This is a genomic window from Thermus albus, from assembly GCF_022760855.1.
GTDB lineage: Bacteria > Deinococcota > Deinococci > Deinococcales > Thermaceae > Thermus > Thermus albus.
In genome coordinates, this window is record NZ_JAKTNR010000012.1 from 19,924 (window position 1) to 45,591 (window position 25,668).

The following is a 25,668-nucleotide window of genomic DNA, read 5'->3' on the forward strand; positions in this document are numbered from 1 at the left end:
GAAAGGAGGCACCTTGCTGGAGCAAATCCTAGCCCTACTGCCCCAGGTGATCTTTGACGGGTTCATCCTGGGCTTCGTCTACGCCATGGTGGCCCTGGGGTACACCATGGTCTACGGCGTCTTGGAGCTCATCAACTTCGCCCACTCCGAGATCTTCATGATCGGGGCGGTGGTGGGGGTGGAGGTCTTCCGCTACCTGGCGCCCCATGTGGGCAACGGTTTCCTACTTCTCTTCATAGCCTTGGTCCTGGGCGGGGTGGTGGCGGGGATTACCGCCATCCTGGTGGAACGCTTCGCTTACCGGCCCTTACGGGCCCGGGGTACCACCAACCGCCTGGTGCCCCTCATCACCGCCATCGGGGTTTCCTTCATCCTCCAGGACCTGGTGCGCCTCGTGGAGGGCCTTTGGCACAACGAGTTCTTTCTCCGCATGCGCACCGTGGAGGACCTGGAGGGGTCCATCGAGCTTTTCGGCGGGGCCATCTTCGCCCAGAGCAAGTCCTTCATCCTCATGGGGGTGTCCATCCTTATGCTCTTGGGCCTCACCTACCTGGTGAACCGCACCAAGCTTGGGGTGGCCATCCGCGCCGTGGCCCAGGACCTCCAGACCGCAAGCCTCATGGGCATAGACCCCGACCGCATCATCTCCCGCACCTTCCTGATCGGGGGTTCCTTGGGGGGCGTGGCGGGGGTGCTCTTCGCCCTCCAGTACACCACCATCACCCCTTACGTGGGCTTCCTTCCCGGCATCAAGGCCTTCACCGCGGCGGTCTTAGGGGGTATTGGCAACATCCCCGGGGCCATGCTGGGCGGGCTGGTCCTGGGCCAGCTGGAAAACTTCTTCGGCACCTACCTTCCCATCCTGACGAGCGGTAACTTCGGCACGGAGTACAAGGACGTGGTGGCCTTCCTCATCCTCATCTTCATCCTCCTGGTTAGGCCCCAAGGCCTCTTGGGACAGGTGGTTAGGGAGAAAGTATGAACGCCCTTGCCCTACTCCTCAGCCTGGCCTACCTGGGCTTGGTCTTCCTGGCCCCGGGGGCCCTCAGCAACCTCTTCGGCCTCCTGGCCCTGGGAGCCACCGCCTTCCTTAGGCTTTCCCCCAACGGGCGCACCCTGAACCTGGCCCTCCTCACCCTGGGCTTTACCCTGGGCCTGGTGCGCTCGGGGAACACCCTGGGCCTCATCGGCCTGGTGGGGATCCTGGTGGCCCTCACCACCCTGCCCCGCATCCCGGGCTGGATCCGGGCCCTGTTGGGCCTGGCCATCCTCCTCCTCAGCGTGCCCATGGCCGGTTTCGCCAACACCTTCATCTTTGAGCTGGGCATCCAGATCGGCATCTACGCCGCCATGGCCTTGGGGCTCAATGTGGTGGTGGGGATGGCGGGGCTTCTGGACCTGGGCTATGCCGCCTTCTTCGCGGTAGGGGCCTACACCTGGGCCATCTTCGGCAGCGAGCAGGCCAAGAACTTCATGCAGGGCAGCTTCCCCCTCCCTGGGGAGTACATGTACCTCTTCATGGGAATCGCCGTGGTCACCACCGCCTTGACCGGTCTTTTCATCGGCCTTCCCGCCCTTAGGCTCCGTGGGGACTACCTGGCCATCGTGACCCTGGGCCTAGGGGAGGTGGTCCGGATCCTGGCCAACAACCTGGACCACCCCATCAACTTCACCAACGGACCCCAGGGCATTACCCCCGTGCAACGCCCCCCCATCGACTGGTTCCGGGAGCTGATGGGAGGCTTGGGGGTACGGCTGGACCAGGCCACCGATTACCAGCTCTTCTTCTACCTCCTGGTACTCCTCATGATCGGCCTGGTGGTGCTGGCCAATGTGAACCTGGCCAACTCCCGCTTTGGCCGGGCCTGGGTGGCCATCCGCGAGGACGAGGTGGCCGCCCGCTCCATGGGCATTCCCCTCCTCCCCACCAAGCTTTTGGCCTTCATGACCGGGGCCGCCTTCTCCGGGGTCATGGGGGTGATCTTCGCCGCCCAGCGCACCTTCGTCTCCCCCGAGTCCTTCACCCTCCTGGCCTCCATCACCATCCTGGGCATGGTGATCCTGGGCGGCATGGGCTCCATCCCCGGGGCCATCCTAGGGGCCGCAGCCCTCACCATCCTCAACCTGGACGTGCTCAAAACCTTTAGCGAGTTCGTGCGCACCAGCCTCCCCCAGATCCCGAGCCAGGTGGACCCCGCCAAGTACGAGAGGCTGGTCTTCGGCCTTATCCTGGTGCTGATGATGATCTTCCGGCCCGAAGGCCTAATCCCTGAGAGGCGCCACAAGGCGGAGATGGAGGAAGCATGAAGGCCCTCGAGGTCACCCAGGCCACCAAGCGCTTCGGCGGCCTGGTGGCGGTGAACAACGTGAGCCTTTCCGTAAACCAAGGGGAGATCTTCTCCGTCATCGGCCCTAACGGGGCGGGCAAGACCACCTTCTTCAACCTCCTCACCGGCATCTACCCTCCCGATGAGGGAAAGATCCTCCTCTTTGGCAAGGATGTGACCGGCCTGCCCCCGGATCGCATCGCCAAGGAAGGGGTGGGGCGCACCTTCCAAAACATCCGCCTCTTCGGGGCCATGACCGTGCTGGAAAACCTCCTGGTGGGCATGCACATCCACATCCGCGTGCCCTACTTCCACGCCCTTTTCCGTACCCCCCTGGCCCGTCGGGAGGAGAGACGGGCCGAGGAGGAGGCCAAAAGGCTTTTGGAGTACGTGGGGCTTTCCCATCGCAAGGACGAGCTGGCCAAGAACCTGCCCTATGGGGAACAACGCAAGCTGGAGATCGCCCGGGCCCTGGCCCTTAGGCCCAGGCTTTTACTTTTAGACGAGCCCGCAGCCGGCATGAACCCCCGGGAAACCGAGGAGCTCCAGGCCTTCATCGGGCGCCTTAGGGAGGAGCTTGGCATCACCATCGTCCTCATTGAGCACGACATGCGCCTGGTCATGCGCATCTCGGATCGCATCGCCGTCTTGGAGTACGGCGCCAAAATCGCCGAAGGTACCCCTGAAGAGGTGCGGCAAAACCCCAGGGTTATTGAAGCGTACCTGGGGAAGGGTGCGGCGGGAGGTGCCGCATGAGCCTCCTGGAGCTGAAGAACGTCCATACCTATTACGGTCACATCCATGCCCTTAAGGGGATTTCCCTAAGGGTGGAGGAGGGAGAGATCGTCACCCTCATCGGCTCCAACGGGGCCGGCAAGAGCACCACCTTGCGCACCATCAGCGGCCTGGTCAAACCCCGACAGGGGGAGGTCCTCTTCCAGGGGAGACCCATCCACCGCCTCCCCGCCCACCAAATCGTGGCCCTGGGCGTGGGGCACGTGCCCGAAGGCCGCCGGATCTTCCCCCGGCTCACCGTGGAGGAGAACCTGGAGATCGGGGCCTATCTGGAAGGGGACCGCAAGGTGGTGCAAAAGCGCAAGGAGGAGGTGTTCGCCCTCTTTCCCCGGCTTTACGAAAGGCGCCACCAGAAGGGCGGGACCCTCTCCGGGGGGGAACAGCAGATGCTGGCCATCGGCCGGGCCCTGATGCAAAACCCCCGGATCCTCCTCATGGATGAACCCTCCATGGGCCTGGCCCCGGTGCTGGTGGACTTCATCTTTGAGATCATCCAGAGGCTCAACCGGGAAGGGCGCACCATCTTGCTGGTGGAGCAAAATGCCCGCCTGGCCCTGCAGATCGCCCACCGGGGCTACGTTTTGGCCACCGGGGAGATCACCCTGGAAGGCCCGGCCCGCGACCTGGCCCAGAACCCCGAGGTGCAGAAGGCCTACCTGGGGGAGGGCTAGGGCGTACCCCTGGCCTTATACCCGGGCTTGCGCTCCCTTATGGGAGCGCTTTATACTTGGTCCGGACCAAAGGGGAAGACCCCGGAAAGGAGCGGTATGAAGAGGAAACTTCTACTTGGCCTAATGGCAGCTTTGGGCTTGGGGTTCGCCCAGAAGACCTTGGTTTTTGGGTCCAACGGGGAGCCGGTGAGCCTCGAGCCGGGCAACATCACCGACGGCATCTCCATCTACGTGCAACGCCAGATCTACGACACCCTGGTGGACTTTAAGCCCGGCTCCACCGAGGTCACCGCTGGCCTAGCCACCAGCTGGTTTAGCTCCCAAGACGGCAAGGTCTGGACCTTCCGCTTGCGCCAGGGCGTCAAGTTCCAAGATGGCACCGAGCTGGACGCGGAAGCGGTGAAGTTCAACATCGAGCGCTGGTGGGACCCCAAGAACCCCACCCGCATTGACGCCGCCGCCCGTTACGAGATCTGGCCGGAGCTCTTCGGCGGCTTCAAAGGGGAAGGGGGATCTATTCTGAAGGAGATCCAGGTGGTGGACAAGTACACCATCCGCTTCGTGCTTAACCAACCCTTCCCTGCCTTCCCCGCCGCCATCGGTTCGGGCTATTTTGGCATCGCCAGCCCCGCGGCCATCAAGAAGGATGGGGCCAAATACGGCTCTCCCACGGGAAGCGCGGTGGGCACGGGGCCCTTCCGCCTGGTGGAGTGGCGGCCCGGGGAGCAGGTGGTCCTGGAAAGAAACCCCACCTACTGGAAGAAGGGCTTCCCCAAGGTGGACCGGGTGGTCTTCCGGGTGATCAAGGACCCCGCTGCCCGCTTGGCCGCCCTAAAGGCCGGCACCATTGACTTCACCACCGACATTCCCCCTGCCAACCTCAAGGACATAGAGGCCGACCGCAACCTGGACGCCGTCTTCCGCCCCTCCTTCAACGTGGGCTACCTGGCCCTGAACCCCTCCCACAAACCCTTCTCCGACATCCGCGTGCGCCAAGCCGTCGCCATGGCCATCAACAAGAAGGCCATCGTCCAGGCCTTCTGGGGCAAGCTGGGTGTCACCGATGGCCACTTCACCCCGCCCTCCATGAAGGCCTTCCAATCCCCCAAGGTCACCGACTACGAGTTCAACCCCCAGAAGGCCAAGGCGCTCCTGGCGGAGGCCGGGTATCCCAACGGGTTTGATCTGGAGCTTTGGTACATGCCCGTTTCCCGGCCCTACTTCCCCACCCCCAAGGAGATCGCTGAGGCCATGGCTGCGGATCTTTCCGCCCTTGGCATCCGGGTTAAGCTTCAGACCAAGGACTGGGCCAGCTACTTGGCGGACCGCAAGAAGGCACCCGGCTTCCAGGCCTATATGCTGGGCTGGACCGGGGACTACGGCGACCCCCAGAACTTCTACGACCCCCATTTCGCCTGCCCCATCGCCGACCTGTTTGACAGCGCAGGCAAGCCGCTTTGCGTGAAGGAGCTTGGCGACATCCTCACCAAGGCCGCCACCACCCCCAACCTCGAGGAGCGCAAGCGCCTCTACCAGCAGGCGGACGAACTCACCTTCAACCTGGCCCTGCGCATCCCCATAGTCCACTCCCAGCCCCTCTTGGCCAAGCGCAAGAACATCTCCGGCTGGGTGCCTAGCCCCTTGGGCTCCGAGTCCTTTGAAACCATAGAGAAGCGCTAGGCCCTTGGACCCCGGACCCCCTGCGGGGGGTCCGGGATTTTTGAGGCGGAAAAATGTGGAGCTATGTTTTGCGGAGGCTCATTGGCTTGATCCCGGTCCTTTTCGGGATCACCCTCTTGGTCTTTTTGTTCTTGCAGCTCATCCCCGGGGATCCGGCCCAGGCTATCCTAGGGGAAAGGGGCACACCGGAGCAGCTGGAGGCCCTCCGGGAGAAACTGGGGCTGAACCGGCCCCTCTACGTGCAGTACCTAACCTTTGTCCGGAACGTCCTCACCGGGGACCTGGGCACCAGTGCCGTTTCCACCATCCCCGTGGCCGAGGAGCTGAAAAGGCGCTGGCCCGCCACCTTTGAGCTGGCCTTGGCCGCCACCTTGGTGGCGGTGGTCCTGGGCATTCCCGTGGGCATCCTGGCGGCAGTGCGGAAGAATAGCCTTTTAGACACCCTTTCCATGAGCCTTTCCTTGGTGGGCGTGTCCATGCCCGTCTTTTGGCTCGGCCTCCTCTTGGTCTACCTCTTTGCGGTCAACCTTCACTGGCTGCCCACGGGCGGAAGGCTTTCCACGGATTTGGGCATTGATTTCCGCCCCATCACGGGCTTTTTGCTCCTGGATGGCCTCCTAACCCTACGGCTGGAAGTGCTTGGGGACGCCCTTCGCCACCTCATCCTCCCCGCCCTCACCCTGGGCACCATCCCCCTGGCCATCCTCACCCGCATCACCCGCAGCGCCATGCTGGAGGTCCTCTCCCAAGACTATGTCCGCACCGCCCGGGCTAAGGGTTTGGCCGAACGCCAAGTGATCCTGAAGCACGCCCTTAAGAACGCCCTTTTACCCGTAGTGACCATCATCGGCCTGCAGTTTGGCACCCTACTAGGCGGGGCCATCCTCACGGAAACCATCTTCTCCTGGCCGGGTATTGGCTCCTATATCTACGAAGGCATCCTCAACCGCGACTACCCCGTGGTCCAGGCGGGGGTACTGGTGGTGGCCACGGTGTTTGTCTTGGTCAACCTCCTGGTGGACCTCTCCTATGCCCTTTTGGACCCCCGCATCCAGTACAGGTGAGCCCATGGAAACCCCTTCTCGCCAAGCCTTCAGGCGTTTCTTGAAGTCCCCCTCCGGCAAGGTGGGCCTGGCCCTGACCCTATTCTTGGTGTTGCTGGCCCTGCTCATCCCTCTCTTGAAACCTTACGACCCCACCACCGACCGGAACTACCTGAACCGCCTTTCGCCCCCTTCCTGGGAACACCCCTTCGGCACCGACCACCTGGGCCGGGATGTCTTCACCCGGGTCCTCCACGGCAGCCGCATCTCCTTGCAAGTGGGGGTGATCTCCGTCAGCATTGGCCTCTTTCTGGGAACCCTCCTGGGACTTTTGGCAGGGTTTTACCGGGGAAGAACCGAGCTCTTCGTAGGTTGGTTAGCGGATATCCTCCTGGCCTTTCCCGGAACGCTGTTAGCTATCGCCATCGTGGCCGTGTCAGGACCCAGTCTACAAAACGCCATGCTGGCCATCGGCATCGTGCAGGTGCCCGTCTACATCCGCCTGGCCCGTTCCATGGTCCTCTCCTTAAGGGAGCAGGACTTCGTCCAGGCGGCCATAGCCCTGGGAGCAGGCAACGGACGGATCCTTTTCCGGCATATCCTTCCCGGAACCCTAGCCCCCCTGGTGGTCCAGGCCACCTTGTCCATCGGCACCGCCACCCTCGAGGCCGCCGCCTTGGGCTTCCTGGGCCTTGGGGCCCAGCCCCCTGCCCCCGAGTGGGGGGCCATGATCGCGGATAGCTTCAAGGGGGGCTACGCCATGAACGCCCCTTGGACCATGATCTTTCCCGGCCTTTTCATCATGCTGACCGTCTTGGCCTTCAACCTCCTTGGGGACGGCCTGAGGGACGCCCTGGACCCCAGGAGCCGCTAGAGGCTTAAGGCCGCCTTAAGGGGGAGCCGGGTGCCCAAAGGTATCATGGAGCCATGAGAAAAGGGCCTGTTTTCCTCTTGCTCCTTCCCCTCCTCGTGGCCTTGAGCGCCTGCGAGCTTTTGGAAGGCACGGGTTACCGGGTGGCCGAGGCCCAACTCCTTTTCCCCGAGGCCACGGAGCGTTGGAGCTACTTCTATGGGGAGCCGCGGGAGGTCAAGCTCGGTACCCAGGTCCTGCGCCTAGAAAAGGCCCAAGGGGAAAGCCTCTGGGCGGTCCCTGGAGCCCTTTGGGTGAATGGAAGCCCGGTCCTCAGGGAGGTGGGCCCTGCCCTAAGGCCCCTGGCGGAGGCGGTGCGGGGGGTTCAGGGAAGCCTTCTCGAGGTGCGGGCCTATGCCCCCTTGCGCTCCAGCTGGCTTTACGACGGGGTCGGCTGGGTGCGGCTTACGGGAAGCCTTAGGGAAGGGGAACGGCGTACCCTGGTCCAACCCGCCAGCTACAAGACCCCGGACCTCTACGCCTTCACCGGAGCGGAAACCCAAGTCCTCCTGCGGGAGGTCCTGGCCCGCCGGGGGGGAAGGCAGGTGGTGGTCTTTGAGCTTTCCGAGCCAGTCTTAAGGCCCCTGGCCTTTGATCCCGTCCCCGACGGTTACCGGATCGGGGCCCTGCAGGTGCAGTACGGGCTTAAAGTGGAGGTGGTGACCCCGCCCCCACCCGCCTACCGCATCCTGGACCGCGGCGTCAACGCCGCCTACCAGGAAACCGAGCCCAGGGCCTTCCTGGCCAACAACCCCACCCGCTTTGCCGAGGTCTGGAACCTGGTGGTGGGCAACCGCATCCCCCGCCCTCCCGCCCCCAGCGTGGACTTCCGCAGCAAAAGCGTGGCCGCCTTCTTCTGGGGGCTTAAGCCCACCGGGGGGTATGGCCTCGAGGTGGTGGGGGTCACCTATGCCGCCGGCACCGCCCGGGTGGTCCTAAGCCTACAAAGCCCCAGGCCCGGGGCCATCGTCACCCAGGCCCTCACCAGCCCCTACGTGCTCTTGGAACTGGAAAGGGTGAGCCGGGTGGTGTTCACGGACCCCTCAGGGAAGGTTTTGGCCGAAGCCCGGGAGTAGCCGGGCCCGCAGGTCCCCCACCAGGTAAAGGGAGCCCGTGGCCAAGACGGGGAGACCATCCTCCCTGGCCCTTCCCAGGGCCTGGGCCAAAGCCTCCCCCGGGTCCTCAAAGAAGGGCTCCCCCAGCTCCCGCCCCAAGGCCCCTTCCCCGGCCCGGGTGTAGCGGACGCTTTTGGCCTGGGGAAGGAGGTGGGCCAAGACCCCCTGCACGTCCTTCCGGGGAAAGGCACCGAAGACCAAGTGGTAGGCGGGAAACTCCCGGCTTAGGGCCAAGGCCGCCGGAGGGTTATGGGCCCCGTCCAAAAAGACCTCCACCCCCTCCACCAAGAAGCGCTCCAAACGGCCTGGATGCCTGGCCTCCCGAAGGGCTTGAGCGATGGCTTCCTCGGGAAAGGCCAAAAGCCTTAGGGCTGCTGCCGCCAAACGGGCGTTTTCCTCCTGGAAAGCCCCCTTCAAGGCGGGCGGGGCGGGAAGGGCAAAGAGGGGGTCCTCCGGGTCCAGGAGGTAAAGGGGGCTTCCCCTGGCCCGGGCCACCTCCTGGACCACCCTTAGGCCTTCCCCCCTGGCCCCCGTGATCACCGGCGCCCCTTCCCGGAAGGCGCCCGCCTTCTCCCGGGCCACGGCCTCGAGGCTCCCCCCCAAGGCCTCCAGGTGGTCCTCTCCCACGTTGGTGAGCACGGTGAGGGCCACCCGGGGGAGAATGTTGGTGGCATCCTTCTCCCCCCCCACCCCCGCCTCCACCACGGCCAAGGCCACCCCTTTCCTTTGGAAGTGGTGGAAGGCCATGGCGGTGGCCAGGTCAAAGAACCCCGGGGGCTCCGGCCAGGCTTCCCCCATGGCCCAGGCCACGAACTCCACCACCTCCTCCTCGAGGATCAGGCCCAGGTGGGTGCGGATCCGCTCCCGGAAGTCCTGGAGGTGAGGGCTGGTATAGGCCCCATAGGCCAGCCCCATGGCGCGGAAGGCGGCTTCCAGATACGCCACCACGCTTCCCTTGCCGTTGGTGCCCAACACGTGCACCGCCGAAAAGGCCTCCTCCGGATGCCCCAGGCGCTCCAGGAGGGCCTTTACCCGGCCCAGGCCCCGCTCCCCCTGGCGGCGCTGGGTGAAAAGCCACTCCGTGGCCTCCCGGTAGACCATGGCCTACCCCTCCGCGTACTGGAGCCGGTAGAGGGTGGCATAATACCCTCCCCTCTGGAGGAGCTCCTCATGGGTACCCTCCTCCACAAGCCGCCCTTTTTTGAAGACCAGGATCCGGTCCACCCGGCGGATGGTGGAAAGGCGGTGGGCGATGATGAGGGAGGTCCTTCCCTCCATGGCCCTATAGAGGGCCTCCTGGAGGCGCCTTTCCGTCTCCGAGTCCACGTTGGCCGTGGCCTCATCCAGGATAAGGAGGATGTCGGGGCTGGCCAGAAGGGCCCGCACCAGGGCCAGAAGCTGCTTCTCCCCCGTGGAAAGCCCCGCTCCCCTCTCCCCCACCCGGGTGTGGTACCCCTGGGGCAGGCGCAAAATGGCCTCGTGCACCCCCAGGAAACGGGCTACCTCCACCACCTTTTCCTCGGGGATGGCCTCATCAAAAAGGCGCAGGTTATCCAGAATGGTGCCCGAGAAAAGAAAGGGGTCCTGAAGGACGATGCCCACATGCCGCCTCAGATCTTCCTGGCGATAGTTACGGACATCCTCCCCATCTATGAGCACCTGGCCCCGTTGCGGATCGTAGAAGCGGGCGATGAGGCTCACCACGCTGGTCTTACCCGCCCCCGTGGCCCCCACCAGGGCCACCTTCTCCCCCGGAGCGATGCGGAAGGAAACCCCTTTCAGGACCCAGTCCCTTTCCGAGGGCTCTACGCCCTTAGGGGTGTAGGCCAGCCACACGTCCCGGAAGGCCACCTCGCCCCAGAAGCGCTGGATGGGCTTGGGGTTTGGGGGATCCTTTAACTCCTCCTCCGTATCCAAAACCCCGAAGATGCGCTCGGCGCTGGCCATGGCCCCCTGGAAGAGGTTGAACTTGTCGGAAAGGTCCTGTAGGGGCTGGAAAAGCTGACGGGTGTAGTCCACAAAGGCCACCAGAAGCCCCAAGGAAGCCATGCCTTGGACCACCTGTCCCCCCCCATAGAAGAGGAGGCCCGCCACCGCCAGATCCCCCAAGAAGCCCACTATGGGGAAGAACAGGGCAAACCAGCGCACGATCTCCACCCAGGCCTCGAGGAGGTCCCGGCCTAGGCGGTCAAACTTCCCCTCCCGCTCCCTCTCCTTCACGAAAAGTTGGATGGTCTCCACCCCGGAAAGGTTTTCCTGCAAGGCCGCATTAAGGCGGGCCAGGCGCAGGCGCATCTCCCGGTAGGCGGTACGCATGCCGTTCCGCACCCAGGCGGTGACCCAAAGGAGCACGGGCACCACCAGGAGGACCACCAGGGTGAGCTTGGGGCTTAGGACCATCATGAAGGCCAAGAGGCCCAGGATGGTGAAGAAGTCGGCGATGACCCCCACGAGCCCCCCGGTGATGAACTGGTTGATGGCGTCCACATCGGAGGTGATGCGGGTCATGAGGCGGCCCACGGGATTTTTGTCGTAAAAGCCCGGGTGGAGCCGCATGAGCTTGGCAAAGAGGGCGCTTCGCAAATCAAAGAGCACCCTCTGCCCCACCCACTGGATCAGGTAGGTCTGCCCGTAGGTGGCGGCGAAGTTCACCCCCCGCACCAGGAGGAAGCCCAGGCTCACCCAAAGGAGCAGGGCGAGGCGTTCCTCCAGGGGTTTGGCCTCCTTGGGCACCAGGGCCCCATCTATGGCCCACTTGAAGAAAAGGGGCGTGAGGGCCGCGGTGAGGGTGGTGAGGAGGAGGAAGAGCAGGGCCAAGGCCACCTGCCCCCTATAGGGGTAAACGTAGCGGAGGATGCGGGCGAAGAGAACCCGATCAAAGGCCTTGGTGTAGGCGTCTTCGTGGGTCACCCTTCCACCTCCCCTTCCATGCGCTGGATGCGGTCCAGCTCCGCGTAGAGGCCCCCGGCCTCGAGGAGGCTCTCATGGGTTCCCTCCTCCACAATCCTCCCCTCGTCCATTACGATGATCCAGTCCGCATGGCGCAAGGTGGCGGTGCGGTGGGAGATGAGGAAGGTGGTCTGGCGGCCCAAGACGCCCTTCAGGCCCTGAAGGATCCGGGCCTCGGTCTCCGTGTCCACGGCGCTTAAGGCATCGTCCAATACCAGGATTTTGGGCCTTTTGGCCAAGGCCCTGGCCAAGGCCACCCGCTGCCTCTGGCCTCCCGAAAGCGTCACCCCCCGCTCCCCCAAAACCGTCTCGTAGCCCTTGGGGAAGGCCAGGATCTCCTCGTGGATGCCGGCGAGCCTGGCCGCCCACTCCACCCGCTCCCGATCCGGGGTTTCCAGGCCGAAGGCGATGTTCTCCAAAAGGGTTTCGCTGAAGAGGAAGGGCTCCTGGGGCGCCACCCCCACCGCCTGGCGCAGGGTGGCAAGGGGAATCCTCCGCACGTCATACCCCCCCACGTAAACCCGCCCCTCCGTGGGATCCAGGAGCCGGGGTATGAGGGCCGCCAAGAGGCTTTTCCCCGACCCCGTGCGCCCGGTGATCCCCAGGGTCATGCCCTCGGGTATGGTGAGGGTAAGGTCCTTAAGAAGCCAGCGCCCATCCCGGAAAAGCCCCACACCCTCGAGGCGCACCTCCCCGGAAAGATCGGCCACGGCAAGGGGTAGGGGGTCCTGGTCGCGGACAGCGGACTCCTGGTCCAAAAGCTCCAAAAGCCTCCTCAGGCTGGTAAAACCCCGCTGGTACATGGCCATCACCCAGCCCAGGCCTAAAATAGGCCAGGTGAGCTGGGCCAGATAGGCGTTGAACTGCACCAGTTGGCCCACGGTGAGCTCGCCCCGGACCACCATCCCCCCGCCCACCCAGAGCACGGTGAGGAAAGCAAAGCCCATCAAGAAGCCCAAGAGGGCGTGCATGGGCCCCTCCACCTTGGCCAGGGCCAGGCTTTTTCCCATATAGACGCGGTTTAGCTCCTGGAATCGGCTAAGCATGCGCCCTTCCAAGGCGTACCCCTTCACCACCCGGATCCCGCTGAAGGCCTCCTGGGCCAGGGTGCTGATCCGGTCAAAGGCCTCCTGGGCCTCCCGGTAGCGGCGGTCCACCAGGCGCAACAGGTAGAACATGGTCAGGGCGATTAAGGGGAGGAGCAAGGTGAGGTAAAGGGCTAGCCTGAGGTTCACCGCGTACATGGAAAGGAAGGCCAGGAGGACCAGAAAGGAAAGGCGGCTCCCCATCATGATGCCCGGGCCCACCATCTCCCGCACCGCGGACAGGTCGGTGTTGAGGCGGTTCATCAGGTCCCCCACCCGGGTCCTCTGGTAGAAGTCCCGGTCCAGGCGGAGAAGGTGATGGAATAGGTCCTTCCTTAAGTCGTACTCCACCAACCGGCTCGCCACCACCGCCAGCCGGCGCATGAAGTAGGAAAGCAGGGCGCTAACCCCCGCCGAGAGGACCAATAGGAGGGCATACCGCCCATATGGTCCCCCCTCCCCCACGGCGTCCACCGCCAGGCGCAGGAAGTAAGGGCTTAGGACGAAAAAGAAAATGGAGAGGAGGCCCAACAAGACCCCCAGGGCATACCGCCCTCGGTAGGGGGCCAAGTAGGCCCCCAGGCGGCGCAAGGGAGCGACTGACCAACCGGTCATACGCCTGAGTTTACCCTAGATCCGGTGGGCGAAGGATAGATAGACCACACCCTAGCCCTCCTGGATCTCCCTCCGCAAGGAGTGCAAGGCCTCTGTCCAATCCTCCCCCAAGGTGAGGAGGCGGTGGGGTTTGAGAAGCTTGCGGGCGGCCTTGCGCAAAAGCCCAGGGATGGGAGGGCAGGCATAGGAAACCACCAGCAAAAGGCCCTTCACCCGGCCCAGGCGGTGAAGGTAGTGGACCATGCCCAAAAGCTCCCGGTCGGTGGGAAGGTCCATGGGAAGAAGCCTCTCCCCCTCCTCCCTCAGCTTCTCCGGGGGGAGATCGGGGAAGTAGGGGATGAGCCCCTCCCGAGCCAAGGCCTCCTCCACCGCCTTGCGGAAGCCCTCGTCTTCCAAAAGGTAGGGCTGGGCCACCACCCCCACGCTCCCCAGAGGGGTCTTGAGGGGAGGAGGGGGCTTCAAAAACCCCCGCACCCGGTCCAGGGCCCGGCCCACCAGCATGGGGTTCTGGGTGAGGAGGTGGCCCACCTCCCCCGCCCGGCCCAAGACCCGTTCGGAGAGCTCTGTGGGGACCTTGAGCACCGGGGGAAGCCCCGGGAAGTAGCGGAGGAGGGTGGCCTCCAGGTCCAAAAGCCAGGGGCACTGCCCCCCGCCCTTCTCCGACTCCACCCCCCCTTGCAGGTCGGGGAGGAGCAGGTAGTCCACCCCTTGGGCCTTCAGGGCCTCCACCTGGGCCAAGAGCTCCTGCACGGGGAGGCAATAGGGCTGATGGCGGGCAGGGGAAGCTTCCGCCCGCACCACCTCCACCCCCAAGGCCTTTAAATACGCCTCCCAAAAACCCAGGTACCGCCGGGAGAGGAAGCCCTTCAGGATGCCCACACGCATACGCCCTATCCTAAGCCAAGGGCCCTGAGAAAGGCGAGGAGCACCTCCCGCCCCTCCCAAAGGCTTTGGGGGAGCACCCATTCCTCCGGGGTATGGGCCCCGCCCCCCCGGTACACCCCCAGGGCCAAGGCGGGGATGCCCCGCTCAATGGCGGCACTGGCGTCGGTGGAACCCGGCTGGAACTGAGGCTTTTCCCCAATGCGGGCCAAGGCGGCTTCCGCCGCCCGAAGGAGTTCTGGGGTGGCCGTGCTTCCCGCTGGCCTTTCCCCCAAAACCTCCAAGCCCAGATCCACCCGATGACGGCCCGCCACCTCCCAGAGAACCCGCTGGGCCTCCCCATAAAGCCGGTGGAGATGCTCCCCTTCCAGGGCCCGGATCTCTAGGAGCACGGAGGCCTCCTGGGGGATGGCGTTCACCGCCTCGCCCCCATAGAGGCCACTGGCGTTCAAGCTGGCCTCGCTCCCCACCTCCTTGAAAAGGGCGTGCAGCCGGGAAAGCCCCTCCGCCAGGGCAAACACGGGATTGGGCATCCCCCTGTCCCCCCAGGCGTGGCCACCCCGGCCCCGGAAGGTAGCCCGGAAGCGCACCGAGCCTAGGCCCCGGTCCACCACCCCCGGCAGATACCCATCCACCGCCACCACCATCTCGGGCGCCAGGGTCTCCACCAGGGCCCGGGCCCCCCTAAGGTTCCCTAAACCCTCCTCCCCCACGGTGAAGCCCCGGACCACCCCCGGGATCTCGGGAAGGGAGAGGAGGACGACCACCCCGCTGGAGTTGTCCCCCACCCCGGGGCCGTAGAGCCTCTCCCCCGCCTGCCTGGGGGGCTCTGGGGGCAAAACCGTGTCCAGATGGGCGAGGAGAAGCACCCGGCCTTCCCCGGTCCACACATTCCCCAGGCCGTCCCGCCGGGCCCGGGGAAGATGGGCGGCCACAAAATCGCCCCTCACCCCCTCCCCCGCCAAGGGAGCAAGCTCCAAAAGAAGCCGCACCGGGTCCACTACTCCTGGGGCTCAGGCCCGGCCAGGCCTTCCCGTATGGCGTACAGGGCCGCCTGGGTGCGGTTGTTCAGGTGAAGCTTCTGGAAGATCTCGGAAAGCCGGTTCCGCACCGTCTTCTCGGAAAGCTGTAGCTCGGCGGCGATCTCCAAGTTGGTGTACCCCTGGGCCACCAGCTTGAGGATCTGGATCTCCCGCTCGGAAAGCTCCGCGTGAAGGGGGAGGCTGGCTTCCTTCTTGGCCCGGAAGTCCTGGATGATGCGCCCAGCCAGCTCGGCATCCAAGAGCACCTCCCCGGCGTGCACCCGGCGGATGGCCTCAATGAGCTCGCTGGCGTCGGTGTCCTTTAGGAGGTAGCCCCTGGCCCCCGCCTTCACCGCCTCAAACACGTAGGCGTCCTGGCGGTACATGGTGAGGATGATCACCTTGGCCTCAGGCCACTCCTTGAGGATGGCCTGGGTGGCCTGCACCCCGTCCAGGTTGGGCATCTGGATGTCCATGAGGATCACATCGGGCCGAGCCTCGAGGGCATGCCGTAAGGCTTCCCAGCCGTCCTTGGCCTCCCCCACTACCCGGAAATCCCCTTCCGCCTCCAGAAGGCTTTTAAGCCCTTGGCGAAAGAGGGCATGGTCGTCCGCTAACAGTACCCGAATCACCCCTTCATCTTAGCGCCAAGGGGCTTGGTGTAGGGTGGAAAGGTGAAGGTTCTCACCGTGGAGAAGCTGGTACCGGGAGGCTACGGCCTGGCCCGCACCGAGGAAGGGGCCATTCTCATCAAGGGAGGTTTACCGGGGGAGGTGGTGCAAGGAAGGCCCGTGCGCCGCAAGGGAACCCTATTCCTGGAAGAGGTGGAGGTGCTCACCCCCCGCCCCGACCGCTACCCCCACCCCCTCCCCCCCTCCGCCGACCTCCCCCTGGCCTACGAAAGCCAGCTCCCCCTGAAGGAAGGCCTAGTGCAGGACGCCCTCATGCGCATCGCCAAGCTCTCCGTTCCCCTGGCCCCCATCCGCCCCTCCCCCAGGCCCCTGGGCTACCGCACCGCCGCCCAGTACGCCCGCCATCCTTTAGGGGGCCTGGCCTACCGCTTGCCGGAGGGCCAGGAGCTCTTCCGGCTGGAGGAGGATCCCCTGCTTTCCGAACCCCTGGCCTGGGCCTTCTCCCTCCTGAAGACCTGGCCCTTGCCCGTGGAGGAGGTGGCCCTAAGGGGAAGCCTGCTGGAGGGCCGGGTGCTCCTCGGTCTCATCGGGGGAAGCCCGGAAAGCCTAAGGCGCCCCGCCAAGGCCCTCGTGGAGGAAGGCTTTGCCGGGGTGGTCTGGGCCGAACCCTCCCCCAAAGGGCGTTTCCGGGGGAGGGTCCAGCCCCTACATGGGGAAAGAACCCTCCTGGAAAAGTTTGGCCCCCTCACGGCCACGGTGAGCGTGGAAAGCTTCAGCCAGGTGAACCCCTTGGCCATGGGGGAGCTTTTAGAGGAGGCCCAGGGCCTGGTTTCGGGAGGGGAACGAGCCCTGGAACTCTATGCGGGAAGCGGCCTCATCTCCTTCCTCCTGGCCCCCCGCTACGGGGAGGTGGTGGCGGTGGAGATCAGCAAGGAGGCGGTGCGCCGGGGAGAGGCGGACAGGAGACGCCTCGGCTTGGAAAACGTCCGCTTCCACCGCGGGGATGCTAAGGAAGCCCGCCGGCTGGGCCGTTTTGACCTGGTGGTGCTGGACCCTCCCAGGGCTGGGCTTTCCCCTGAGGTGCGGGCCTACCTGCTGGAAAGCCGGCCCAAGGAGATCCTCTACGTGGCCTGTGACCCCGCCACCTGGGCCCGGGACGTGGGAGCGCTTCAGAAGGGAGGATACACCCTAGCCTTTGCCCGCCCCTACGACTTCTTCCCCTTCACCCACCACGTGGAGGTCCTTTCCCTCCTGCAGCTAGGGTAGGGGGAGGCCCTGGAAAAAGGGCAGGGGGTCCACGGGAACCCCCCAAAGGCGCACCTCCAGGTGCAGGTGGGGCCCCGTGGAAAGCCCCGTATTCCCCAAAAGCCCCAGCACCTGGCCCCCCTTAACCCTTTCGCCCACCCTCACCCGCCTTTCCGAAAGGTGCCAGTACCCGGTGCAAAGGCCCATGCCGTGGCTAAGGATCACCGCCTCCCCCCGCACCTTCAGCCTCTCGGAAAGGACCACCACCCCCTCGGCCACCGCCCGCACGGGGGTACCTAGGGGGGCAGCGAAGTCCAGGCCCTCGTGGTAGGAGGTGAAAAGGGTGCCGTAGCGCCTTCTGGTACCGAAGGGACTGGTGATCCGCCCCTCCAGGGGCCTTAGGAACCGGGAAAAGGTCAGGAGTCCCTCTTTGGGGCAGGCCCCCACCACCTTTTCCCGCTCCGCCCTTAGGCTGGGGTCCTGGAGCAGGCCCTCCAGGGAAGGGCTCAGAACCAGGGTTTCCTGGCCGTAGCCTCCCGGAGCCACCTGAAGGGCAAGGGGGATTTCCTCCCCCTCGAGGCCAAGGCGCAAAGGATGCGCCTTGGCCTCCACCAAAGCCCCCACCGGCAAAAGGGTCCATAGGCCCGTCTTCCCGGGCACCAAGGGGTACCGCTCCCCCAAAAACCCCACCCACCCCTGGGCGTACCCCTCCACCCTAAGGCCAAAGGCCCGCCCCTGGACCGGGGGGAAGTAGACCAGCCTTCCCTTGGGCAAGGCCACCTCCCCCCTGGACCGCACCAGGAGCGCCTGGCCCACCTGGATGCGGTTGGGGTCCCTTAGCCCGTTGAGCCGGGCCAGCTCCTCCACCGTGGTGCCATAACGCCGGGCGATCTGAAAGAGGGTTTCCCCGGGAGCCACGGTATGGACCAGACCCCGGGGGCTTTGGGCTAAGCCAAAAAGGGAGGCCAAGAGCACGACCCCAATAGGCCAAAGGCGGCGCACAAGGGGTATCCTAGTGCAAAAGGAGCCCCTATGGTGCTGATCCTAAACGGACCCAACCTGAACCTTCTGGGCCAGCGGGAGCCCGAGGTCTACGGGCGCACCACCCTGGAGGAACTGGAAACCCTCTGCGAGGCCTGGGGGGCGGAGCTGGGCCTGGGGGTGGCCTTCCGCCAGAGCAACTACGAGGGCCAGCTGATAGAGTGGGTGCAGCAGGCCCACCGGGAAGGGTTTTTGGCCATCGTCCTGAACCCTGGGGCCCTCACCCACTACTCCTACGCCCTCCTGGACGCCATCCGGTCCCAGCCCCTCCCCGTGGTGGAGGTCCACCTTTCCAACCTCCATGCCCGCGAGCCCTACCGCCAGCACTCCGTGACCGCCCCTGCCTGCCGGGGCATCATCTCGGGGTTCGGGCCCCTCTCCTACAAACTGGCCCTGGTGTACTTGGCGGAGGTCCTGGAGGTAGCCCCGCCAGGCTGACCGAGGTGGGCCAGGCCTAGAATCCCTTTCCCGGAGGGCCGGCCCTATGGACCGGCCCATCTGATATACTGAAAAAAGGCTTTGGCCCGAGAGGAAGACTATGCCCGAGACGGTCATTCCTGTAGAAATCACAGAAGAACTCAAGCAGAGCTTCATCAACTACGCCATGTCCGTCATCGTGGACCGGGCCCTGCCCGACGTGCGGGACGGACTTAAGCCGGTCCAGAGACGAATCCTTTTCGGCGCCTACCAGGAGGGGGTGCTCCCGGGCCGCAAGCACGTGAAAAGCGCCAAGATCGTGGGCGAGGTCATGGGTAAGTACCATCCCCACGGGGACGCCGCCATCTACGATGCCCTGGCCCGCCTGGCCCAGCCCTGGAACCTGCGCTACCCCCTGGTGGACGGCCAAGGAAACTTCGGCTCCATAGACGGGGACCCGCCCGCGGCCCAGCGCTACACGGAAGCCCGGCTTTCCCCCTTAGGGGCGGAGATGCTTTTGGACATTGACAAGGAAACCGTGGACTTCCGCCCCAACTACGACGGCTCCCTCAAGGAGCCCGAGGTCCTCCCCGCCGCCATCCCCAACCTCCTGGTGAACGGGGCCAGCGGCATCGCCGTGGGCATGGCCACCAGCCTCCCCCCCCACAACCTCAGCGAGGTGGTGGACGCCCTGGTGGCCATGATCGAGAACCCGGGGATCACCCTTGAGGAGGTCATGCGCCACCTCCCCGGCCCCGACTTTCCCACCGGAGGCAAGCTCTCCCGCAAGGGCATCCAGGAGGCTTACGCCACGGGCCGGGGGAGCCTCAAAATACGGGCCAAGGTGCGCATTGAGGAGAAGGGCCAGAAGCCCATGCTGGTGGTCACCGAGATTCCCTACCAGGTCAACAAAGCCAGCCTCATCGCCCAGATTGCCGCCTTGGTGAAGGCCAAGAAGCTGGAGGACATCGTGGCCCTCCGGGACGAGTCCGACCGCCAGGGCCTGCGCATCGCCATAGAGCTCAAGCGGGGAGCAAGCCCCCAGGTGGTGCTGAACCAGCTCTACAAGCACACCGCCTTGCAAGCCTCCTTCACGGTGAACCTCCTGGCCATCGTGGACGGGGAGCCCAAGGTCCTCTCCCTCCTAGATCTCATGCGCCACTACCTGGACCACCGCAAGGAGGTGATCCGGCGCAAAAGCCTATTTGAGCTCAAGAAGGCCGAGGAAAGGGCCCACGTGCTGGAGGGCCTCCTCATCGCCCTGGACCACATTGACGAGGTCATCGCCTTGATCCGGGCTTCCCAAGACGCAGGCGAGGCCCGAAAAGGGCTTATGGAGCGCTTTGGCCTCAGCGAGGTCCAGGCCCAGGCCATCCTGGACATGCGCCTGCAACGCCTGGTGGCCCTGGAGCGGGAAAAGCTCTTGGAGGAGTACCGGGAGCTCATGGAGGAGATCGCCCGGCTTAGGGCCATCCTCGAGGAGGAGGGGCGGCTTTGGGCCGAGGTGAAACGGGACCTCCTAAGGGTCAAGGAAAAGTACGGGGATGCCCGGCGCACGGTGATCATCGAGTTTGAGGAAAGCTTCAACCCCGAAGACCTCATAGAGGACGAACCCATGGTCATCACCCTCACCGCCCAAGGGTTCCTGAAGCGCCTTCCCCTGGAGAGCTACCGGGCCCAGGGACGGGGCGGGAAAGGGCTTATCGCTGGCAAAACCAAGGAGGAGGACGAAGCCATCCAGGTCTTCGTGGCCCAGGCCCATGAGGACCTCCTCCTCTTCACCAACCGGGGCCGGGTCTACCGCCTAAAGGTCTACGACCTCCCGGAGATGGGCCGCCAGGCCCGGGGGGTGCACGTGAAAACCCTCCTCCCCCTGGCCGAGGAGGAGGAGGTGGCCGCCTTGCTTTCCGTGAGAGGCTTGGACGGGGAGGGCCAGCTGGTCTTCGCCACGGAGAGGGGCTTGGTGAAGCGCACCGCCCTAAAGGAGTACCAGAACCTGGGTGCGGCAGGGCTCATCGCCATCCGGCTCCTGGAGGGCGACCGGCTCATCGGGGTGGCCCTTTCCGACCCCGAGGACGAGGCCATCCTGGCCACAGAAGCGGGCCAAGCCATCCGCTTCCCCCTGGAGGAGGTCCGGGCCACGGGCCGGGACAGCCAGGGGGTGACGGGGATCCGCTTCAAAAAGCCCGGGGACCGGGTGGTCTCCCTGTTGACGGTGAAGCCCGGGGAGATGGTGGACCTGCTGGCGGTGAGCACCCGGGGCTACGGCAAGCGTACCGCCCTTGCCGAGTACCCCTTGCAGGGCCGTGGGGGCATGGGGGTCATCACCTACGCCACCTCCCTTAAGGTGGGCCGCCTGGCCGCCCTCCTCAAGGTGCGGGGCACGGAGGATCTCTTGGTCCTTTCCAAGAAGGGCCTGGCCATCCGCACCCCGGTGGCCGAGATCCCCCAGTACTCCCGGGCCACCGCCGGGGTCAAGATCATGAACCTTCCCGAGGACGACGAGGTAGCCAGCGCCTTTGCCGTGGAGGAGGAGCCGTGATGGAGGAAGTGGTCCTGATCACCGCCCCCAACGAGGAGGTGGGCCGCACCCTGGCCCGCACCCTGGTGGAGGAGGGCCTGGCCGCCTGCGTGAACCTGGTGCCCGGCCTCACCTCCGTTTACCGCTGGCAGGGGGAGGTGGTGGAGGATAAGGAGGTCCTACTCCTGGTGAAGACCACCACCTTCGCCTTCCCCCGGCTTAAGGAGCGGGTCCTTTCCCTCCACCCCTACACCGTGCCCGAGATGGTGGCCCTGCCCATCGCCGAGGGGCATGGGCCCTACCTAGCATGGCTTCGGGAGAACGTGCGGTGACTCCTGACATGCTGGACTTTATCCAGGCCCTGCACGGAGCCGGAGCCAGGTTTTTGGTGATCGGCGGGTACGCCTTGGCCTTTTTCGGCCGCCCCAGATTTACCAAAGACCTGGACCTCTGGGTGAGCGCCCAGGAGGCGGACAAGGTCCTTGCCGCCATCCGGACCTTCTTTGGCGGGGATGACCTGGGTCTTACCCCATCCGACCTTGCCACCCCCGGGGTGGTCCAACTGGGGTACGCTCCCAACCGCATTGACCTGGTGATCCTGGAAAAACCTTCCTTTGATGAGGCCTTCAGCCGGGCCACGGTGCATCGGGTGAGGGGTGTGGCGGTGTACGTGGTCCATCCCGAAGACTTTAGGGCTCTGAAGAAAGCCTTTGGCCGGCCCATAGATCTGCGCGACCTGGAGGAGCTATGAGAGGAATCCGGCCCCTAGCCCGGAAGCTTCCCCTTTCCGCCCGCCCCGACGATCGGGCGGAGTGGCTAAGCCTGCCCCTGGAAGAGCGGCTCGAAGCCCTTTGGGAGATGGCCCTTTTCTGGGCGGAGCTGGAGAGGGAAAAGGCCAAGAGGGAGGGCAGGGAAGCTGAGATCGCCACGGACCGCCTCCTTCCCCTGGCGAGGAAACACCCCTTGCCAAGACCGTAGTCCAGGGGGGCCATTTTTGTAACCTAAAGGTTTACAAAACCCTGAGGGCGTGGTAGCCTGGGGGCAAGGAGGCAGCCATGACCCAGGCTCGCGAAACCGTAAGCTTCAAGCCCGGCGAGGTCATCCTGTACCCCGGGGTTCCCGGGCCTCGGGACCGGGTGTATAGGGTCCTGGAGGGCCTTGTGCGCCTCGAGGCGGTGGACGAGGAGGGCAACGCCCTCACCCTGCGCCTGGTCCGCCCCGGGGGGTATTTCGGGGAGGAGGCCTTGGCAGGCCTTGAACGCACCTACTTCGCCGAGGCGGTGACGGAGGTGGTGGCCGAACCCCTTCCCAAGGAACCCCACCTCGAGGAGGTCCGCCAGGTGCTCCTGAGCCTAGCCCAGGCCCTTTCTGAGTCCTACCGGCGCATAGAGCGCCTGGCCACCCAGCGCCTGAAAAACCGCATGGCCGCCGCTATTCTGGAGCTGGCGGAAACCCCCTTGGCCCACCAGGAAGCGGAGGGCCTGGTTCTCCGCGCCACCCACGATGAGCTGGCGGCCGCGGTGGGCAGCGTGCGGGAAACCGTGACCAAGGTGATCGGCGAGCTCACCCGGGAAGGCTACATCCGCTCGGGCTACGGCAAGATTGTCCTGAAGGACCTAAAGGGCCTTAAGGAACTGGCCCAAAGCCGCGGGGACGGGCGCTAGCCCTGCCACCAAGCCCAATTGGAACCCTGCCCGGCTAATCCCCCCTTTTCCCGTAAACTAAGGGTCATGCGCCTGCGCCAGAGGTTCCTCACCGGACTGGTGACCCTCCTACCCCTTCTGGTCACCCTCTACTTCCTGGCCTGGGTCTACACCTACTCCGGGGGTTACATCCAAAGCTTCCTGCGCCTTTTGGACCTGGAGGTGCCCCGGGCCTACCAGCCCTTACTGCCCTTCGTGGGCCTTCTTCTCGCTGGAGTGCTCATCTACCTGGTGGGCACCGTGGCCGAGAACTACCTAGGCCGGCGGCTCATCGGTTCCTTGGAGCGCTCCCTCCTCCTCTTCCCCATCGTGCGGGACATTTATAAGGCGGTGCAGCAGATCACCCACACCCTCTTCGGCCACCAGGAGGTGAAGTTTAGCCGGGCGGCGGTCATAGAGTATCCCAGGCGGGGGCTATACACCCTTTGCTTTGTGGTGCAGCCTGTGAACGGCCGCCTTCCTCCCTTACCGGAAGGGTACACCGCCGTCTTGGTGCCCACCAGTCCCGTGCCCGCAAGCGGCATGGTGATCCTGGTGCCTTCAGAAGAGGTGATACCCCTGGAGATCAGCGTGGAGGATGCCTTAAAGTACGTGGTTTCCGCCGGCTTCCTCCTCCCGGAAAAACCTTCAGGCCCCTTAACCTCCCTCCCACAAAGGGCTGGGCCCCCGGCGTAGAATGGGAGACGATGCGTCCCCTGATCCTCTTTCTCCTTTTCCTGGGGACGGTTTCGGCTGCCCTTCCTCCCCTCCTGGGGCCTGGTCTCCCCCCGGGCACGGAGCTGAGGCTTTTCTCCCAGGACCTGCGCATCCTGCACGGGGCTTGGCGGGTGGAGGGCAAGAGGCTGATCCCCCTCTCCGCCCCGGTGCCCCCTAGGCTGGGCCAGGAGGTGCAACTCCTTTTGGTGCTCCCCGGGGAGAAGCCCCGCACCTTTCCCGGGGTGGCCGACCGCGGGGATGTGGTCCTCCTGCAAGACAAGGAGCGGGTGAGCCTGCTTAGGCTCCTCAAGGAGGTCTATGGCCTCGCCCCTCCGGAAAGGCTGTGGCCATGAAACGCATCCTGCTCATTGAGGACGATGCGGAAGTGGCCCGGCTGGTGGAGCTGGAGCTAAAGGAGGCGGGCTTTGCCGTGGAGTGGGCCAAAAGCGGCATGGAGGGCCTGGTGAAGCACCGGGAGAGGAAGCCCGACCTGGTGGTCCTGGACCTGGGCCTTCCCGACCTGGATGGGGCCGAGGTGGCCCGGAGGATCCGGGCCACCGACGACACCCCCATCCTGGTCCTCACCGCCCAGGATGCCGTGGAGCGCAAAGTGGGCCTCCTTTCCGATGGGGCCGACGACTACCTGGTAAAGCCCTTCCACCCCGCCGAGCTTCTGGCCCGCATCCAGGTGCAGCTGAGGCACAAGGAAGGAAGCGAGGTCCTGAGCGTGGGACGGCTGGAGCTTTACCCCAAGAGGCGGCAGGTCTTTTTCGGGGAAAGGGAGGTGCGGCTTTCCCCCAAGGAGTTTGACCTTCTCCACCTGCTCATGGGCCGCCCGGGGAGGGTCTTCCCCCGGGAGGAGATCGAGGAAAAGATCTGGGGTAAGCCCCTGGGCCGGGATTCCAACGTCCTGGATGTGCACGTGGCCAACCTCCGGGCCAAGCTAAGGGAAGCCGGGGCCTACGGCTACCTGCGCACGGTGCGGGGCCTGGGGTATGCGGTGCGCCCGGGAAAGGGAGACGAGGGCGAGGGCTAACAGGACTCCCCTCCGGTTATGGCCCCCCTTTCCTTCCGCCTTAGGCTTTTCCTAGCCTTCAGCCTCCTTTGGCTCCTCTTCCTGGTGGGGGCCCTGTACCTGGCGGGCCGAAGCGTGGAGCGGGCCCTTAGAGGCCACCTCGAGGCCACCCTCCTGGAGGATGCCAAGCGGGCGGCGGAGGCCTACCGCCGGGGCCAGACCGGGGCCCTGCTCACCACCGGGGGCATCTACCTACACCTCTATGCGGAGGACGGGGAGCCCTTGGTCCTCACCCAGGAGGCCCACCGCCTTCCCCCCGAGGTCCTAAAGGAAGCCGGGCCAATCCCCAAAGCCATCTGGCGGAAGGGCTTCGCCGCGGCTATGGTGCGAACCCCCTTGGGCCTTCTCGCCCTTACGCAGGACACCGCCCCCATAGACCTAGCGCAACGGGCCCTCAGGCAGGCCCTCCTCGAGGCTTTCTTCCTCCTCTTCCCCTTGGGCATGGCCCTGGTCTACCTCACCGCCCGGCTCACCGCCAGACCCCTGGAGGAGGCCGCCAGGGAGATCGCCAGGCGTAACCCTGAGCGCCTGGACCCCGTACCCCTGAACCTTCCTAAAGACGAGTTTGGCCGCATGGTGGAGGCGGTGAATAGCCTCCTCTTTGCCCTCAAGGAGGCCAAGGAAAAGGAACGGGCTTTTCTGGCCGAGGCCAGCCACGAGCTCAGAACCCCCCTCACCGTGCTTCTGGGCCACCTGGACCGGCTTTCCAGAAACCCCCAGGACCCCGAAGCCCTGGCCACCGCCCGGGCCACCGCGGAGAGGATGCGCCGCCTGGTGGAGGACCTCCTCTCCCTGGCCCGGGGCGAGGCGGAGCGCACCCTAAACCCCCACATCGTGGACCTGCGAGCCCTGGCCGAGGAGGCGGCCCGGGAGCACGGGGTGGCCTTCCAAGGGGAGGCCTTGGAGGTGCTAGGGGACCCAGACCGGCTCTTGCAAATGCTGAGGAACCTCATCGCCAACGCCGTGCGGGCCGCGGGCAAGGAAGGGGTTTGGGTGCGCCTCAGGCGGGACGGGGAAGAAGCCCTTTTGGAGGTGGAGGACCGCGGCCCCGGCATCCCGGAGGACTTCCTCCCCCACCTCTTTGAGCGCTTCGCCCGGGGGCCGGGGGGCGGAACGGGCCTGGGCCTGGCCATCGCCCAGGCCATCGCCAAGGCCCACGGGGGAAGGATCACCGCCGAAAGCCGGCCCGGCCGCACCCTTTTCCGGGTGCACCTACCCCTTTTGGAGGAGGAGGTATAGCCTGG

Annotated in this window: 26 protein-coding genes; 19 read left to right on the plus strand and 7 right to left on the minus strand. The window is 65.2% G+C overall.

The window, feature by feature from the left end:
• Positions 1-13 precede the first annotated feature (13 nt).
• The 8 genes from L0D18_RS10565 (at position 14) to L0D18_RS10600 (ending at position 8,502) form a co-directional block, all read left to right on the plus strand.
• On the plus strand, positions 14-982 hold the full coding sequence (locus L0D18_RS10565; protein ID WP_243028929.1) for a branched-chain amino acid ABC transporter permease: 969 nt from the start codon (positions 14-16) through the stop codon (positions 980-982).
• A complete protein-coding gene (locus L0D18_RS10570; RefSeq protein ID WP_243028930.1) occupies positions 979-2,307 on the plus strand; it encodes a branched-chain amino acid ABC transporter permease in 1,329 nt (442 codons plus the stop codon). The genes L0D18_RS10565 and L0D18_RS10570 overlap by 4 nt, the downstream gene beginning before the upstream one ends.
• Entirely contained in the window at positions 2,304-3,083 is a 780-nt protein-coding gene (locus L0D18_RS10575; protein ID WP_243028931.1) for an ABC transporter ATP-binding protein, read from the plus strand. The genes L0D18_RS10570 and L0D18_RS10575 overlap by 4 nt, the downstream gene beginning before the upstream one ends.
• A complete protein-coding gene (locus L0D18_RS10580; protein ID WP_243028933.1) occupies positions 3,080-3,793 on the plus strand; it encodes an ABC transporter ATP-binding protein in 714 nt (237 codons plus the stop codon). Before L0D18_RS10575 ends, L0D18_RS10580 begins: the two co-directional genes overlap by 4 nt.
• Before the next feature lie 96 nt (positions 3,794-3,889).
• A complete protein-coding gene (locus L0D18_RS10585) occupies positions 3,890-5,473 on the plus strand; it encodes an ABC transporter substrate-binding protein (protein WP_243028936.1) in 1,584 nt (527 codons plus the stop codon).
• Positions 5,474-5,526: 53 nt separating this feature from the next.
• On the plus strand, positions 5,527-6,537 hold the full coding sequence (locus L0D18_RS10590; protein ID WP_243028937.1) for an ABC transporter permease: 1,011 nt from the start codon (positions 5,527-5,529) through the stop codon (positions 6,535-6,537).
• A 4-nt stretch (positions 6,538-6,541) separates the two neighbouring features.
• A complete protein-coding gene (locus tag L0D18_RS10595) occupies positions 6,542-7,390 on the plus strand; it encodes an ABC transporter permease (RefSeq protein ID WP_243028940.1) in 849 nt (282 codons plus the stop codon).
• Positions 7,391-7,443: 53 nt separating this feature from the next.
• On the plus strand, positions 7,444-8,502 hold the full coding sequence (locus L0D18_RS10600) for a protease complex subunit PrcB family protein (RefSeq protein WP_243028942.1): 1,059 nt from the start codon (positions 7,444-7,446) through the stop codon (positions 8,500-8,502).
• On the opposite strand, the gene L0D18_RS10605 is transcribed toward L0D18_RS10600, so the two are convergent.
• The 6 genes from L0D18_RS10605 to L0D18_RS10630 are packed head-to-tail and all read right to left on the minus strand — an operon-like array spanning position 8,470 to position 15,726.
• A complete protein-coding gene (locus tag L0D18_RS10605; RefSeq protein WP_243028943.1) occupies positions 8,470-9,642 on the minus strand; it encodes a bifunctional folylpolyglutamate synthase/dihydrofolate synthase in 1,173 nt (390 codons plus the stop codon). The two genes, L0D18_RS10600 and L0D18_RS10605, sit on opposite strands and share 33 nt — an antisense overlap.
• A gap of 3 nt (positions 9,643-9,645) precedes the next feature.
• Positions 9,646-11,451, minus strand: coding sequence for an ABC transporter ATP-binding protein (locus L0D18_RS10610; protein WP_243028944.1), 1,806 nt, complete (start codon positions 11,449-11,451; stop codon positions 9,646-9,648).
• The gene (locus L0D18_RS10615; protein WP_243028946.1) at positions 11,448-13,190 is read right to left on the minus strand and encodes an ABC transporter ATP-binding protein; all 1,743 of its coding nucleotides are present in this window, start codon (positions 13,188-13,190) and stop codon (positions 11,448-11,450) included. Before L0D18_RS10615 ends, L0D18_RS10610 begins: the two co-directional genes overlap by 4 nt.
• Positions 13,191-13,241: 51 nt before the next feature.
• On the minus strand, positions 13,242-14,075 hold the full coding sequence (locus L0D18_RS10620) for an acyl-CoA dehydratase activase-related protein (protein WP_243028947.1): 834 nt from the start codon (positions 14,073-14,075) through the stop codon (positions 13,242-13,244).
• 5 nt (positions 14,076-14,080) lie between these two features.
• The gene (locus L0D18_RS10625; protein ID WP_243028949.1) at positions 14,081-15,073 is read right to left on the minus strand and encodes a M20/M25/M40 family metallo-hydrolase; all 993 of its coding nucleotides are present in this window, start codon (positions 15,071-15,073) and stop codon (positions 14,081-14,083) included.
• The gene (locus L0D18_RS10630; protein WP_243028952.1) at positions 15,073-15,726 is read right to left on the minus strand and encodes a response regulator transcription factor; all 654 of its coding nucleotides are present in this window, start codon (positions 15,724-15,726) and stop codon (positions 15,073-15,075) included. Before L0D18_RS10630 ends, L0D18_RS10625 begins: the two co-directional genes overlap by 1 nt.
• Before the next feature lie 42 nt (positions 15,727-15,768).
• Here L0D18_RS10630 and L0D18_RS10635 point away from each other — a divergent pair, with 42 nt between their 5' ends.
• On the plus strand, positions 15,769-16,992 hold the full coding sequence (locus L0D18_RS10635; protein ID WP_243028954.1) for a class I SAM-dependent RNA methyltransferase: 1,224 nt from the start codon (positions 15,769-15,771) through the stop codon (positions 16,990-16,992).
• On the opposite strand, the gene L0D18_RS10640 is transcribed toward L0D18_RS10635, so the two are convergent.
• A complete protein-coding gene (locus L0D18_RS10640; RefSeq protein ID WP_243028956.1) occupies positions 16,984-17,973 on the minus strand; it encodes a peptidoglycan DD-metalloendopeptidase family protein in 990 nt (329 codons plus the stop codon). The genes L0D18_RS10635 and L0D18_RS10640 overlap by 9 nt on opposite strands.
• A gap of 30 nt (positions 17,974-18,003) precedes the next feature.
• On the opposite strand from L0D18_RS10640, the gene aroQ reads away from it, so the two are divergent.
• The 10 genes from aroQ (at position 18,004) to L0D18_RS10690 (ending at position 25,663) form a co-directional block, all read left to right on the plus strand.
• Positions 18,004-18,450, plus strand: coding sequence for a type II 3-dehydroquinate dehydratase (aroQ, locus tag L0D18_RS10645; protein ID WP_243028958.1), 447 nt, complete (start codon positions 18,004-18,006; stop codon positions 18,448-18,450).
• 100 nt (positions 18,451-18,550) lie between these two features.
• A complete protein-coding gene (gene gyrA / locus L0D18_RS10650; protein WP_243028960.1) occupies positions 18,551-20,971 on the plus strand; it encodes a DNA gyrase subunit A in 2,421 nt (806 codons plus the stop codon).
• Positions 20,971-21,282, plus strand: a complete 312-nt coding sequence (gene cutA, locus L0D18_RS10655) for a divalent-cation tolerance protein CutA (protein ID WP_243028961.1) — start codon at positions 20,971-20,973, stop codon at positions 21,280-21,282. Before gyrA ends, cutA begins: the two co-directional genes overlap by 1 nt.
• Positions 21,279-21,701 (plus strand): nucleotidyltransferase, encoded by a 423-nt coding sequence (locus L0D18_RS10660; protein ID WP_243028962.1) that lies wholly within the window; start codon positions 21,279-21,281, stop codon positions 21,699-21,701. Before cutA ends, L0D18_RS10660 begins: the two co-directional genes overlap by 4 nt.
• Complete coding sequence (locus tag L0D18_RS10665) at positions 21,698-21,928, plus strand: hypothetical protein (protein WP_243028963.1); 231 nt, start codon at positions 21,698-21,700, stop codon at positions 21,926-21,928. The genes L0D18_RS10660 and L0D18_RS10665 overlap by 4 nt, the downstream gene beginning before the upstream one ends.
• Before the next feature lie 77 nt (positions 21,929-22,005).
• On the plus strand, positions 22,006-22,614 hold the full coding sequence (locus tag L0D18_RS10670) for a helix-turn-helix domain-containing protein (RefSeq protein ID WP_243028964.1): 609 nt from the start codon (positions 22,006-22,008) through the stop codon (positions 22,612-22,614).
• A gap of 66 nt (positions 22,615-22,680) precedes the next feature.
• The gene (locus L0D18_RS10675) at positions 22,681-23,328 is read left to right on the plus strand and encodes a DUF502 domain-containing protein (protein WP_243028965.1); all 648 of its coding nucleotides are present in this window, start codon (positions 22,681-22,683) and stop codon (positions 23,326-23,328) included.
• A gap of 11 nt (positions 23,329-23,339) precedes the next feature.
• On the plus strand, positions 23,340-23,702 hold the full coding sequence (locus L0D18_RS10680) for a hypothetical protein (RefSeq protein WP_243028966.1): 363 nt from the start codon (positions 23,340-23,342) through the stop codon (positions 23,700-23,702).
• Positions 23,699-24,385 carry a response regulator transcription factor gene (locus L0D18_RS10685; protein WP_243028967.1) on the plus strand — a complete coding sequence of 229 codons (687 nt, stop codon included), beginning with the start codon at positions 23,699-23,701 and terminating at the stop codon, positions 24,383-24,385. Before L0D18_RS10680 ends, L0D18_RS10685 begins: the two co-directional genes overlap by 4 nt.
• Before the next feature lie 18 nt (positions 24,386-24,403).
• Positions 24,404-25,663: a sensor histidine kinase gene (locus L0D18_RS10690; protein ID WP_243028968.1), complete on the plus strand. Its 1,260-nt coding sequence runs from the start codon at positions 24,404-24,406 to the stop codon at positions 25,661-25,663.
• Positions 25,664-25,668: the final 5 nt, after the last annotated feature.